General features: G+C 65.8%; 13 protein-coding genes. 1 reads left to right on the top strand and 12 read right to left on the bottom strand.

All coding sequences use genetic code 11. The features are described from left to right. Window positions 1–2: 2 nt before the first annotated feature. From xth to pabB, 6 genes are all read right to left on the bottom strand, one after another. Window positions 3–800: an exodeoxyribonuclease III gene (xth, locus tag LCL94_RS05605; RefSeq protein WP_224831350.1), complete on the bottom strand. Its 798-nt coding sequence runs from the start codon at window positions 798–800 to the stop codon at window positions 3–5. A 265-nt stretch (window positions 801–1,065) separates the two neighbouring features. After that, on the bottom strand, window positions 1,066–1,728 hold the full coding sequence (locus tag LCL94_RS05610) for a LolA family protein (protein WP_224831351.1): 663 nt from the start codon (window positions 1,726–1,728) through the stop codon (window positions 1,066–1,068). A gap of 90 nt (window positions 1,729–1,818) precedes the next feature. Next, window positions 1,819–1,986, bottom strand: coding sequence for a 50S ribosomal protein L33 (gene rpmG / locus LCL94_RS05615; RefSeq protein ID WP_050601641.1), 168 nt, complete (start codon window positions 1,984–1,986; stop codon window positions 1,819–1,821). Window positions 1,987–2,117: 131 nt separating this feature from the next. After that, a complete protein-coding gene (gene arfB, locus LCL94_RS05620; protein ID WP_224831352.1) occupies window positions 2,118–2,522 on the bottom strand; it encodes an alternative ribosome rescue aminoacyl-tRNA hydrolase ArfB in 405 nt (134 codons plus the stop codon). Then, window positions 2,515–3,171, bottom strand: coding sequence for an RluA family pseudouridine synthase (locus tag LCL94_RS05625; RefSeq protein WP_224831353.1), 657 nt, complete (start codon window positions 3,169–3,171; stop codon window positions 2,515–2,517). The genes arfB and LCL94_RS05625 overlap by 8 nt, the downstream gene beginning before the upstream one ends. Beyond that, entirely contained in the window at window positions 3,172–4,980 is a 1,809-nt protein-coding gene (gene pabB / locus LCL94_RS05630) for an aminodeoxychorismate synthase component I (RefSeq protein ID WP_224831354.1), read from the bottom strand. It lies immediately after the preceding gene. Between the two features lie 108 nt (window positions 4,981–5,088). Here pabB and LCL94_RS05635 point away from each other — a divergent pair, with 108 nt between their 5' ends. Beyond that, window positions 5,089–6,615, top strand: a complete 1,527-nt coding sequence (locus tag LCL94_RS05635; protein WP_224831355.1) for a helicase HerA-like domain-containing protein — start codon at window positions 5,089–5,091, stop codon at window positions 6,613–6,615. On the opposite strand, the gene LCL94_RS05640 is transcribed toward LCL94_RS05635, so the two are convergent. The 6 genes from LCL94_RS05640 to LCL94_RS05665 all read right to left on the bottom strand — a co-directional run bounded on the left by LCL94_RS05640 (window position 6,612) and on the right by LCL94_RS05665 (window position 12,323). Further along, window positions 6,612–8,024, bottom strand: coding sequence for an ATP-binding protein (locus tag LCL94_RS05640; protein WP_224831356.1), 1,413 nt, complete (start codon window positions 8,022–8,024; stop codon window positions 6,612–6,614). The genes LCL94_RS05635 and LCL94_RS05640 overlap by 4 nt on opposite strands. Next, the gene (locus LCL94_RS05645; RefSeq protein WP_224831357.1) at window positions 8,024–8,758 is read right to left on the bottom strand and encodes a response regulator; all 735 of its coding nucleotides are present in this window, start codon (window positions 8,756–8,758) and stop codon (window positions 8,024–8,026) included. The genes LCL94_RS05640 and LCL94_RS05645 overlap by 1 nt, the downstream gene beginning before the upstream one ends. Before the next feature lie 47 nt (window positions 8,759–8,805). Continuing rightward, window positions 8,806–9,480 (bottom strand): hypothetical protein, encoded by a 675-nt coding sequence (locus tag LCL94_RS05650; RefSeq protein ID WP_224831358.1) that lies wholly within the window; start codon window positions 9,478–9,480, stop codon window positions 8,806–8,808. Window positions 9,481–9,663: 183 nt separating this feature from the next. After that, a complete protein-coding gene (locus LCL94_RS05655; RefSeq protein WP_224831359.1) occupies window positions 9,664–10,062 on the bottom strand; it encodes a cupin in 399 nt (132 codons plus the stop codon). After that, window positions 10,062–10,457: a VOC family protein gene (locus LCL94_RS05660; protein WP_224831360.1), complete on the bottom strand. Its 396-nt coding sequence runs from the start codon at window positions 10,455–10,457 to the stop codon at window positions 10,062–10,064. Before LCL94_RS05660 ends, LCL94_RS05655 begins: the two co-directional genes overlap by 1 nt. A 60-nt stretch (window positions 10,458–10,517) precedes the next feature. Further along, window positions 10,518–12,323 carry an aminopeptidase P family protein gene (locus LCL94_RS05665; protein ID WP_224831361.1) on the bottom strand — a complete coding sequence of 602 codons (1,806 nt, stop codon included), beginning with the start codon at window positions 12,321–12,323 and terminating at the stop codon, window positions 10,518–10,520. Window positions 12,324–12,345: the final 22 nt, after the last annotated feature.

Consider the following 12,345-nt stretch of genomic DNA (forward strand, 5'->3'; position numbering starts at 1 on the left):
GTTCAGAACGTGAACTCCGTCACCAGCGGGACGTGGTCCGACGGCTTTTCCCAGCCGCGCGCATCCTCGTACACGCTATGTCCGGTCGCCTGCTTGGCGAGTTCCGGGCTGGCCCACATGTGGTCGAGGCGCCGCCCGCGATCGTTCGCTTGCCAGTCCTTCGCGCGGTAGCTCCACCAGCTGTAATAGCGTTCAGGGGCGGGAATGTGCTCGCGCCCGATATCGGCCCAGCCGTGCGCGTCCATGAAGCGCTGCAGGGCCTCCACCTCGATCGGCGTGTGGCTGACCACCTTGAGCAGCTGCTTGTGATTCCACACGTCGCTTTCGAGCGGCGCGATGTTGAAGTCGCCCACGATCAGCGTCGGGCGATCCACCTTGTCCGCCCAGCGGGTCATGCGCTCGAGAAAATCGAGCTTCTGGCCGAACTTGGGATTGATCTCGCGGTCGGGCTCGTCGCCGCCTGCAGGCACGTAGACATTCTCGACGATCATGCCCTGGTGCTGCGGGTCGGTCAGCTCCACGCCGACATGGCGCGCCTCGCCATTGTCCTGCCAGTCGTGCCTGGAAAAATCGCGGAACGGTACTTTCCCCACCGTGGCGACGCCGTGATAACCCTTTTGCCCGTGGATCGCGAAATGCTCGTAACCGAGCGCGCGAAAGGCTTCGAAGGGAAACTGGTGCTCCTGGCACTTGATTTCCTGCAGGCAGAGGATGTCGGGCGCCTGTTCCTTAAGGAATCGCTCGACGATCGGCATGCGGAGGCGGACGGAATTAATGTTCCAGGAAGCAACTGAGACCATGCGGGCGGAGATAGGGCCGCAATGCCGACCGGTCCACCCTGCCGCGCACAACAAAAAACCCTCGAGCCGGGGGCAAATGGCTCGAGGGTTCCTTGTGAGCGTTCGTCACGCTTGGAACGAAGCGATTTTGAGGGGTGGCAATCAACAGGGGGGAAATTGCCTTCCGTCGCTTCGTAGACTCATAAATAGGCGTCCGCGGCTTGCTGCTCAATGAACATTGCGCAGCGGAAAATCGCATCAGGCGAACGGTTCGTCGCCAGAGCGTTTACCCCGGGCGACGGGACGATTTGCGCGGGTCGCGGAAGGTGAATGCGCTGTCGGCCACCGTCACGCCGTAGCGATGGTTGCGCAGGCGCACCGTGGTGCGATGATTCTGCGAATCGAGGGCCACCCAATGGGTCAGCCTGAGACCGCCGGGCGAGGCTGCATCGCGGGAGAAAATCAGCGTGATCGCGCCGAATTCGGGCCGCTTGGGATCGCGCACCTCGATGCTGATGACATCGCTGTGGCCGGTCGGGATCAGCTTGCCGTACTGCTTCACGTCGCGGCTGGGATCGAGCAGCGCGCCGAGCGGCGAATTCTTGATCGGCCAGCGCTGGACCTGGTTCACCTCGTAGTCGACCATGTACATCGACTTGCCGTTCGAGACGACGAGCAGGGGAACCGACTTTTCGTATTCGAAGCGGATCTTGCCGGGGCGCTTGAGCGTCATGACGCCCGACACCGACTGGCCATTGCGGTCGGTCTGGACGAAATCGGCCTTCATCGTGCTGATGCCGCGCAGGGCCTCGACCGCACGGTCGAGATCGCCGGCAGCCGCTTCGACAGGGGCGGGCGCAGCGATAAAGGATGCAGGAATCGCTGCGGCCACCGCGAGAGCGATGGCCGATGCGAAAGGCTTGGTCTTGAAGATGGTCAAGGTGTTCATGCTCCGGGATTTAGCGTCGGAGCATTGAACTGTCACTGAACTCGATGCGTTCCCGCCGTTCAGCTAGCCCGGGCATCTGCCCGCGGCCGATTACTTGATCTTGGCTTCCTTGAACTCGACGTGCTTGCGCGCGACGGGATCGTACTTGCGGAAGGTGAACTTTTCCGTGTGGTTACGGGGGTTCTTCTTGGTCACGTAATAGAAGCCCGTGTCGGCGGTCGAGACGAGCTTGATCTTGACGGTTGCGGGCTTCGCCATGGCGTGTTCCTAAAGATCTAAAGATGGGCCGTTTCAGGGCCGAAAAAATAAGGGCGGCGCGAGCTGCACCGCCGTCCGGCGCGCCCATTGGGCGATTCACGGGCGAAAGTCAAGCGTGCAGCGCCGTGCGGCTAGACCTGCACCTTGCCCCTGTTCGCCTTCACCTCGCCGCGGGCTTTCTTCGCCTTCAGCCGCTTGACCTTGCCGACGCGGTTGACGCGGCTCTTGGCCCGTTTGCGCGGAGGTGTCAGCGCTTCGGTGAGCATTGCGGTCAGCCGTGCGCGCGCCGCCTCGCGGTTGCGTTCCTGCGTTCGGTGCTCGTTGGCGGTCAGCACGATCTCACCATCCTGCGTGAACCGGCTGCCGGCCAGCTCCTTCAGCCGCTCGAAAGCGTCGGGCGGCAGGTCCAGCTGGTAGACATCTACCCGCAGCTGCACTGCGGTGGCGACCTTGTTGACGTTCTGGCCGCCCGGGCCGGAAGAAGCGATGAACTTCTCCTCGGCAATTTCCATCGCCTTGTCGACGATCCTACCCATCCGAAAATCCGAGCGCCGCGAAATCGCGCGGCAAGGGCGCGTTCGCCTCGATGGGATCCTTCTTTTCCCGCGGCACGACCAGCCCTGCGGCGTGAAGCATGGTGCGCGGTGCGCCCTTGCCATCGCCATAGACCGGGTCGCCCAGCAGCGGCAGGCCGAGGCCGGCCTGGCAGTGGATACGGATCTGGTGGGTGCGCCCCGTCTCCGGGCGGAATTCGACCAGTGCGCGACCGTCCTTTTCGCCCAAGACCTTCCAGTGCGTCACCGAGGGCTTGCCTTTCTTCGCCGCGATCATCCGCCAGCCCTTTTCCGCGCTGCTGATCTTGGAGAGCGACAGTTCGATCGTGCCTTCCGCGTCAGCCGGGATGCCCGCCAGAATGCCGAGATAGCGCTTCTCGACCAGCCGGTCCTCGAAAGCCTTGGCGAAGCGTTTGAGCGCCTTGGGATTGCGGGCCAGCAGCAGGCAGCCGCTGGTATCGGTGTCGATCCGGTGGACCGGCACGGGGTCGCGCTGGAAACCGAGGCGCAGCTGCGCGAAATGGTCCTCGAGGCTGCGGCCACCCTTGCGCGGGCGTTCGATCGGCAGGCCGCCGGGCTTGTCGATGACAAGGGCTTCGCCGTCTTCGAACAGGATGGAAATGTCGGTCATCTAGTCTTTCAGTCTTGCGCGCATCATGCCGCGCAGGGAATTGCCGAGGAAGAACCCTGCTTCCAGGTCGGCGATGGTAAGGTCGGCTTCCCGCGCCTCTCCCGTTTCGAGGAGGTGCTGGCGCAGGATGCCCGTAAGCAGGCCGCTTTCGGCCCTCGGCGTCAGCAATACGCCATCGCGCTCGACGAAGATATTGGTGACGCATCCTTCGGTCACAAGCCCGTCCTCGCGCACGAAGAGCGCTTCCTGAGCCCCGTTGGCGCGCGCCACGCCCTGCGCGTCCTCGTAAAAGCCGCGGTCGCTGGTCTTGTGCCGCAGGCGCCAGTCGCCCGGATCGACCGGCAGCGGCAGCAGCACGCATTCGGCAGGTTCGCTCCAGGCAGGCGGCATGTCCTCCACCGCGAGCGCAAGAGCGCCCGAGCGGGCGGCCATCAGCCTGATCCGGCTGGCCTTCTCGACTACGAAACACAGCGCATGGAGCTGGTTGCGCGCTTCGTGGCGATCGAAGGCAAAGCCGAGCTCTGCTGCGCTGTTCTTCATGCGCAGCAGGTGCTCTTCCAGGAAGGCGATGCCTTCTTCCGGGGTGAAACGCATGGTTTCGATCAGGTCGAACTGGGCTGCCCTATGGGCAGGCGAGGACGCGCGGGCGAAGGCCCCCTTGAGCACGGCCTCGCGCCATTCGCTGCGTGCATCGCTGTCGGCCACGATTGCCCCGCCGACGCCCAGCACGGCCTTGCCGCGACTGTTCTCGATCTCGGTCAGGCGCAGCGTGCGGATGGCGACGTTGAATGCGGCATCGCCGTCCGCGCCGATCCGTCCGATCGCCCCGCAATAGGGCCCGCGGGGATCGCGCTCGACCTCGTGGATCAGTTCCATCGCGCGGATCTTGGGTGCGCCGGTGATCGAGCCGCAGGGAAACAGAGCGCGCACCAGGTCGGTGGCGCCGGCATCCTCGTTCAGCCTTGCGCGCACGACGCTGACCATCTGGTGCACCGTCGGATAGCTTTCGACGGCAAAGGGTTCGTCCACCCGCACGCTGCCGGCCTCGGCCACGCGGGCGAGGTCGTTGCGCATCAGGTCGACGATCATCAGGTTTTCGGCCTTGTCCTTGACCGAACCCGCCAGCTCCGCGGCCTGCGCCGCATCCTGCTCCGGGTCTGCCGAGCGCGGGCGGGTGCCCTTCATCGGCTTGGCTTTGGCTTCGCGCCCTTTCAGCGAGACGAATAGTTCGGGGCTGAGGCTGAGCAGCCAGTGCGACCCGTCGAAAATCACGCCGCCATAGCCCGCCTGAGCAGCCGGGCGCAGCGCGGCATATAGGCCCATGGGATCGCCGGTGAAATTGCCCGCCAGCGGGAAGGTCAGGTTGGCCTGGTAGATATCGCCTGCGCGGATGGCTTCCTGCAGCCGCTCGAAGGCAGCGGCATATCCGCCTGGCGAAAGCTGCGGTTCGAGCGGGCCGACGCTTCCGGTCCCTTCCGCCCTTTGCTGCAGCCAGCCTTCCACCTCGCCGGCCGGGATCCGCTCCGGCTCGTCGAACAGGCCGAGCCAGACCAGCGGCCCCGCCCCGCCGCACTTTTCCGCGGCAAGGCCCGACAGCCGATCCTCCAGCGCAAGCCCCGCTTCATATGCGATATAGCCAGCCAGTTCCCCGCCTTCGCGGCGCGCGGCATCGGCTGCTGCCAGCGCTCCGGCGACCTCGTCAGGGCGCGTGGCAATGAACAGCTGGCGCGGGCCGGAATAGAGCAGCGCATCGGCTGCACCATGATCGCGTGCATCGTCGAGAAGTACGAAAGGTTCGCGGCCCGCCATGGGCCAAGCCTTTACCGCAGCCGCCGCTCATGTCGAGGGATTGCTTGACCTTGCCGCTCCCCCTGCGCCACACCGAAGGCGACAGTTGACGAGAGGGACAGAGGGTCGATGGACGATATTTTCCTGGGTCTGGGCGCAAATGGCGAGAACCAGTTCCTGCGGCTGGCGCAGGCCAATCGCCACGGCCTGATCGCGGGTGCGACGGGCACCGGCAAGACGGTCACGCTGCAAGGTCTTGCGGAAAGCTTCTCCGCGCGCGGCGTGCCGGTCTTCGTGGCCGACGTGAAGGGCGACCTCTCCGGCATCTCCATGGCCGGTTCGCCCCAGTTCAAGCACGCCGACAAGCTGGAAGGCCGCGCGAAGGAACTGGGCATGGACGACTATGCCTATGCCGATAACGCCGCCGTCTTCTGGGACCTCTATGGCGAGAAAGGCTTCCCGATCCGCACCACGGTGTCGGAGATGGGGCCCCTGCTGCTCGCCCGCCTGCTCGACCTCAACGAGACGCAGGAAGGCGTCCTCAACATCATCTTCCGCTATGCCGACGACAACGGCCTGTTGCTGCTCGACCTCGGCGACTTGCAGTCGATGCTGGCTTTCGCGAGCGAGAATGCGAGCGAGATGTCGGGCAAGTACGGCAATGTCGCACGCGCCACGGTCGGTGCGATCCAGCGCCAGTTGCTGAGCTTCGAATCGCAAGGGGCCGACCGCTTCTTCGGCGAGCCGGCGCTGGAGATCGACGATTTCCTCAAGGTCGACGACCAGGGGCGCGGCGTCATCAACGTACTCGCCGCCGACACGCTGATGCGCAGCCCCAAGCTCTACGCGACCTTCCTGCTGTGGCTGCTGGCCGAACTGTTCGAAACCCTGCCCGAAGTAGGCGATCCGGAGAAACCCAAGCTGGTGTTCTTCTTCGACGAGGCGCACCTGCTGTTCGACGATGCTCCCGACGCCCTCGAAGACAAGGTCGAACAGGTCGTGCGCCTGATCCGGTCCAAAGGCGTGGGTGTCTATTTCGTCACCCAGAACCCGATCGACATTCCCGAAAAGATTGCCGGCCAGCTGGGCAACCGCGTTCAGCACGCGCTGCGCGCCTTCACCCCGCGCGACCAGCGGGCAATTAAGGCGGCCGCCGAAACCTTCCGCATCAATCCCGACCTCGATGTCGCCGAGGCGATCACCCAGCTGAAGGTGGGCGAGGCCCTGGTGTCCACGCTCGACGAGGACGGCGCGCCTTCCATCGTCCAGCGCACGCTGATCAAGCCGCCCCATTCCCGCCTCGGCCCGGTTACCGAGAAAGAGCGGGCGATTATCAATTCGGTGAGCGACATCGACGGGAAATACGACGAAGCGGTCGACCGCGAGAGCGCTGAGGAAGTGCTGGCCGCCAAGGCCGCGGATGCCTCCGCCACCGCTGCCGAAGTCGAGGAGCAGGGCCGCGAGGAAGTTGCCAAGCGCAGCCGCAAGACGACGTCCATGTGGGGCAAGGCCGGCAAGGCCGCTGCCACTGCTGCGGCAGGCTCGCTCACCTCGATCGCGGTGGCGACGGTGCTGGGCAAGAAGTCGAGCGCCGACCCGGTACGCACCGGGCTCAATGCCTTCGTGCGCAATATCGTCGGCGGGTTGATGCGCTAGGCCGGCAGGCGGATTTCCGCTCTCAACCCGCCTTCCGGGCGGTTTGCCAGCACCAGCTTGCCACCGTGCTGTTCGGCCACCGCGCGCGCCAGCGTGAGGCCGAGGCCGGCACCGCCGGTCGCTCGGTTGCGGCTGGCCTCTCCGCGGGCGAAGGGTTCGAGCATGTCGGCAATGCGGTCGGGCGGAATGCCCGGCCCTTCGTCATCGACCCGCAGGACAATGCCGCCCTCGCCGCGCAGCACTGCCACGCGGGCGGACCCTGCGTATCGCAGCGCATTGGTGACGAGGTTCCTGAGCCCTCGCTTGAGCCATGTGACATGGACCGGGGCGACCAGCCGTTCCCCCTCGGCCAGGCTGACAGGCTCGCCCATATCCTCGAATTCCTCGACCACGGAGGCGGCCAGCGCGGAAAGGTCGGTGCGCTCCGCGTCCCCGTTCGCCCTGCCGAGGCGCGCCAGCGAAAGGATGTCGTCGAGCGTGCGGGTAATGTCCTCGATGCTTTCCGCCATGCGTTCGCGCGCGGTTGCATCCTCCACTCCTTCGACCCGCACCCGCAAGGCGGCGAGCGGCGTCTTGAGATCGTGCCCTATGGCACCCAGCATCACGTCCTTTTCATCGAGCATGGCGCCGATCCGCGCCTCCATCGCGTTGTGGGCGGTGATCAGTCGACTGACGTCATCCGGGCCCGTCGGTTCGAGCGGCTCCGCAGCCACGCCCGAAGTGCCGAAGCGCGCCGTGCGCTCGGCCAGTGCATTGAGCGGGCGCGTGATGCGGCGCAGGACGAGGTAGAGGATGCCTACCAGCAGCACGAACATGATGATGCTCTGCATGACCAGCGTGCGGACCGGGGCGCGGTCGCGCTGCGGGACGGGCAGGCGCGCGACCTGCCAGGTGTCGCTGCCCTGCTGGCGCAGACCGACGACCAGCAGGTCCGATGGCATATCACCGTGCCGCCGGCGCAGGCGGGGCCGCTCGCGCATAAGTTGAAGGACCCGCTCGTCCTCGCGCATCGGGCGGATGGTCATTTCGACCCGGTCGACGGGAATGCCCTGCGTCTCGAGCAGGCCTGCCAGCATTTCCTCGCGCTCGGTCATGCGGTTTTCGCCGGGCTTCAGGGGGCTGGCGGCGCTTTCTGTGTAGCGCAAGCGGCGCGGCAGGCGTGTGCGACCATCGCCGCGGGGGCGAAGGGGGCGTGCCATCTCGCGATCGATGGCGCGAAAGTCCCGCCCCCCCTCGCTACGCTGCGAGCCGGCGAGTAGCTGGAAGGCCGCCGCATGCATGAGCGCGAGTTCGCGCCGCTGTTCGGACGCACGGTAGAGCAGCGTTGCCGAAATCGCCTGCGCGGCGAGCAGTGCGACGGCGAGCGCCAGCATCACCTGGCCCAGCAGGCTGCGCGGCATCAGGCGCATCAGCCCTTCCCGCCCTGAATGCGCACGACATCGGCCGCGAGCCGGTAACCGCCGCCGCGCACAGTCTGGATGAGTTGCGGGTCGCGGCTGTCCGCTTCGATCTTGCGGCGCAGGCGGGAGACCTGGTTGTCGACCGCACGATCGAACAATTGCGCCTCGCGTCCCTGCACCATGTCGAGCAGGCGGTCGCGGTCGAGGACCTGGCGGGGGTGGTCGCAGAAGGCGCGCAGCATGCGGAACTCGGCGGTCGAGATGGGCACAAGCGTCCCTTCAGGATCGGTCAGGCGGCGCTTCAGCGGATCGAGCTGCCAGCCCTCGAAGGAATAGAGCATTTCCTCGTCGGCCTGGTCGGGCGCGCGGTCGGCGCGGCGCAGGACCGAACGGATGCGGGCAACCAGTTCACGCGGTTCGAAAGGCTTGGTGACATAGTCGTCGGCACCGATTTCGAGGCCGATGATCCGGTCCATCGCCTCGCCCTTGGCGGTCAGCAGGATAACCGGCAGGCCGCGGCTCTCGACGAGGTGGCGGCAGAGCGACAGGCCGTCCTCGCCCGGCATCATGATGTCGAGCAGGACAAGATCGGGCGTCTCGCGCATCAGCAGGCTGCGCGCGGCAGCAGCGCTTTCGGCTTCCTGCACCACGAACCCCTGGCCGGTCAGATATTCGGCCAGGGGTTCGCGCAGGGTGCGCTCGTCATCGACGAGCAGGAGCTTGGTGGGGGCAGTTTCGGTCATGTCTCGTCACTGCGCCTACCGTGCGGGCAGAGGGTGGAGCAAGCGCCTTACTGGCCGCGGCGTTCCATGCGGCGCTCCTTGCGCGCCTCGTGCATGGCCTCGCGTTCCTCCGCGGTGATGACACCGTTGCCGTCCGCATCCGCCTTGGCGAAATGCGCTTTGAGAGCCGCGTCGAATTCGGCGCGGGTCACGCTCTTGTCGCCATTGGCATCGGCCGTGCGCAGCATCTGCATGCCGCCGCCACGTCCGCCGCGGCGACCCTTGCGCGCTTCCTTGCCGCGTTCGCCGCGCGCCTCGTGCATGGCCTTCAGCTCTTCTTGCGAGAGGCCGCCCGACTTGTCGGTGTCCATGCGAGCGAAATGTTCGGCCATGCGGGCTTCGCGCTGGGGCGCGCGCGCTTCGCGGCGCTGTTCGCGGCGTTCCTTGCGCGCTTCGTGCATGGCCTTCAGCTCGGCCTGCGAGAGTTCGCCATCGCCATTGGCATCCGCCTTGGCGAACATCTCCTGACGGTGTCCGGCACGGTCCTGCGCATTGATGGCGCCGTCGCCATTCGCATCCATGCGGGCAAAGGCCTTGTCGGCATGGGCGGTCATTTCGGCGCGGGTCACGTTACCGTCGCCATTGGCATCGGGATTGGGCCGCTGACCGTGATGGTTGGCGAGCGCGGCGGTGCCGGTCAGGGCAAGGGCTGCTGCTGAAAGCGAAAGGGCGATCTTCTTCATGGTTCAATCTCCTGAAAACGGGAGAGCTGCGACGCGCCGGGGTCTGGGGGGAGGGTATGTCGGGACAACGCCGCAGCTCATGCCCCCTTGTCTAGGCACGCCATGTCGCAGCTTTATGCCGCAATCGGGAAGAATTGTATCGCTTTGTCGCGGCAGGGATGCGCCGTTCACATGGCCGCAAGATCAACGCGGGCGGTGCTGGGTTCCTTCCCCGGCAGTGATGAAGATGGCCGTGGCCGCAGCCTCGATATCGGCGATGTGCCAGACGCCGGGCGGATTGACGGCATATTCACCCGCTTCCAGCGTCACGCTTTCCCGCACGCCGTCAGGATGTTCCTGGTGCAGCACTATAGAGCCGGCGGTACAGATCACGACTTCCGATCCGTGCGGATGCATTTCCCACGCAGGCCAGTCCTCGGTAAAGCTGTGCTGGCTGACCAGTCGGCCCTCCCCACCATCGTCGCCGTGACGCCGCCCATAGCCCTCGTACCACTCGTAGCCGTCGAAGGGCGGCTGAGGTACTGCCGTCGCGCCCAGCCCCAAATGGAGGAAGCTGTCGGCGAGACGGCGCGCCTCGGACATCAGGCCACCTTGTCCATGAGGAAGGCGTTGAGCTTGTTGCCATCCGGATCGCGGAAATAGGCAGCGTAGAACACCATGCCGTTCTCGTCCGGCTCGCCGCGGGGGCCGGGCGCGCCTTCATCGGACCCGCCGTGGCTGAGCGCAATGTCGTAGAGCCGCTGGACCTGGTCGCGGTCCTTCGCTTCAAGCGCCACCATCGTGCCGTTGCCAACGCTGGCCGCTTCGCCGTCGAACGGCTTGGTGGCAGCGATGCCGGCCCCGCCGTCCCATGTGCCCCAGGCGATGAAGGTGTCGAAATCCATCATGCGCCCGACGCCCATTTCGGCGGCGATAGCGTCATAGAACTTCGCCGCGCGCGCGAGGTCATTGGTCCCCAGTGTAACGTAACCGATCATCAGCCTGCTCCTTCCAAAACGACTCGCGACCGTCGGAACATTACGGGAACATCTGGCGTGCTACAAGGGGCGGCATTCCCGTTCGAGCCAAGCGAGGTCATCGCCTTCGAGCTGCGGCGCAAGGATGTCGCGGGTCTTGGCATGGTAAGCGTTCCACCATGCAATCTCGCGCTCGGTCAGAAGCGATTTGTCGACGAGCCTGCGGTCGAGCGGCACGTGCGTGAGCGTCTCGAAAGTGAGGTACTTGCCTTCGCTACCCTCGATCTGCGCATCGACCACCAGCACGAGGTTCTCGATGCGGATGCCGTAGGCACCCGGCTTGTAGTAGCCCGGCTCGTTCGACAGGATCATGCCTTCGCGCAGCGGGGTTTCTGTCCCGGGAAATGCGCCGCCCGGCTTGGAAATGCGCTGCGGGCCTTCATGGACCGACAGGTAGCTGCCGACGCCATGGCCGGTGCCGTGCCCGTAGTCCATGCCCGCCTGCCACAGGTGCATGCGCGCCAGCACGTCCAGCGCACCGCCGGGTGTCCCGTCGGGGAAGCGGGCAAGATCGAGCTCGATATGGCCTTTCAGCACGCGGGTGTTGCGGTCGATCATTTCCGCCGTCGGCTCGCCCGGGCCGACCCACACGGTGCGGGTGATGTCGGTCGTGCCGTCGGGATACTGGCCGCCCGAATCGCACAGGTAGATGCTGGACGGCGGGATCGGGATATTGCTGTCCTCGTCCACCTTGTAATGCGGCAGGGCCGCGTGGCCGGCTGCAGCACTGATGGTGTCGAAGCTGGTATCCTTCATATCGGGGCTGAGGCCGCGCAGTTCGCGCAGCTTGGCTGCTGCACCCAGTTCATCGATTTCGCCCGAAGGCGCATTCTCTTCGATCCAGCGCAGGTACTTGACCATGGCCGCGCCGTCGCGCGCCTGCGCATCGCGGTGGCCCTGGCGTTCGGCCTCGTTCTTGATTGCCTTGGGCAGGACTGTCGGATCGTCGTCGCGCACGACCTTCGCCCCGCCCGCCTGGAGCGCGTGGAAGATACCGGCGACGGCATGCTTGGGATCGACCGCCACGGTCTTGCCCGCGAGTTCTGCCAGCGCAGGCTCGAACTGGTCGCGGTCACGAATGCGCACGGCATTGCCGAGGTGCTGCGAGAGTTCCGGCGTGACCTTGTCCGGCGCGATGAACAGCTCGGCCGTGCCGTCGGCATGGGCCAGCACATAGGACAGCGCCACCGGCGTGTTGTCGACGTCGGTGCCGCGCATGTTGAGCAGCCATGCCACCGAATCGAGCGCGCTGATCACGGTCGCGTCGTATCCTTCGCGCTTCAGCCAGTCGGCGATCTCGGCGCGCTTGTCGGCGCTGGAGCGGCCGGCGAAGCGGTCGTCGTGCGGGACGGCCGCCGCCTTGCTCGGCTCGGGCCGGTCGCCCCAGACCGCGTCGATCGGATTGCCGTCGACCGCGACCAGTTCGATGCCCTTCTTGGCGAACAGCTTTTCTGCCTCTTCCACCCAGCCGATGCCGTGCAGCCATGCGTCATAGCCGATCTTCGCGCCCTGCGGCGCATTGGCGGCGATCCACTTGGCCGGGCTCGTCGCGGGCACGTCCTCGTAATCGTAGAGCTTGCCGTCGACCTGCTCGCGCACCTGGACGGTGTAGCGGCCATCGGTGAACATGGCGGCCCGGTCCTTCAGCACTACCGCGCTGCCCGCGCTGCCACCGAAGCCGGTCAGCCAGTGCAGGCGCTGGGCATAGGAGCCGACATATTCGCTCATGTGCTCGTCGGAAATCGGCACGACGAAACCATGGAGGCCCCGCTTTTCGAGTTCGGTCCTGAGCGCATCGAGACGCGCTTCGTGGGTCTGCATAAGCATGGCGGCGATCCTTCCAGTATTC

Source organism: Qipengyuania gaetbuli (genome assembly GCF_020171365.1).
Lineage (GTDB): Bacteria > Pseudomonadota > Alphaproteobacteria > Sphingomonadales > Sphingomonadaceae > Qipengyuania > Qipengyuania gaetbuli_B.

Excerpts from the sequence above, each read along its gene's own strand:
- rpmG (WP_050601641.1), bottom strand. The coding sequence starts at position 1,986 with ATGGCGAAGCCCGCAACCGTCAAGATCAAGCTCGTCTCGACCGCCGAC.
- arfB (WP_224831352.1), bottom strand. The coding sequence starts at position 2,522 with ATGGGTAGGATCGTCGACAAGGCGATGGAAATTGCCGAGGAGAAGTTC.
- LCL94_RS05650 (WP_224831358.1), bottom strand. The coding sequence starts at position 9,480 with ATGAAGAAGATCGCCCTTTCGCTTTCAGCAGCAGCCCTTGCCCTGACC.
- LCL94_RS05665 (WP_224831361.1), bottom strand. The coding sequence starts at position 12,323 with ATGCTTATGCAGACCCACGAAGCGCGTCTCGATGCGCTCAGGACCGAA.
- LCL94_RS05640 (WP_224831356.1), bottom strand. The coding sequence starts at position 8,024 with ATGCGCCTGATGCCGCGCAGCCTGCTGGGCCAGGTGATGCTGGCGCTC.
- LCL94_RS05645 (WP_224831357.1), bottom strand. The coding sequence starts at position 8,758 with ATGACCGAAACTGCCCCCACCAAGCTCCTGCTCGTCGATGACGAGCGC.
- LCL94_RS05625 (WP_224831353.1), bottom strand. The coding sequence starts at position 3,171 with ATGACCGACATTTCCATCCTGTTCGAAGACGGCGAAGCCCTTGTCATC.
- LCL94_RS05635 (WP_224831355.1), top strand. The coding sequence starts at position 5,089 with ATGGACGATATTTTCCTGGGTCTGGGCGCAAATGGCGAGAACCAGTTC.
- xth (WP_224831350.1), bottom strand. The coding sequence starts at position 800 with ATGGTCTCAGTTGCTTCCTGGAACATTAATTCCGTCCGCCTCCGCATG.
- pabB (WP_224831354.1), bottom strand. The coding sequence starts at position 4,980 with ATGGCGGGCCGCGAACCTTTCGTACTTCTCGACGATGCACGCGATCAT.
- LCL94_RS05655 (WP_224831359.1), bottom strand. The coding sequence starts at position 10,062 with ATGTCCGAGGCGCGCCGTCTCGCCGACAGCTTCCTCCATTTGGGGCTG.
- LCL94_RS05610 (WP_224831351.1), bottom strand. The coding sequence starts at position 1,728 with ATGAACACCTTGACCATCTTCAAGACCAAGCCTTTCGCATCGGCCATC.
- LCL94_RS05660 (WP_224831360.1), bottom strand. The coding sequence starts at position 10,457 with ATGATCGGTTACGTTACACTGGGGACCAATGACCTCGCGCGCGCGGCG.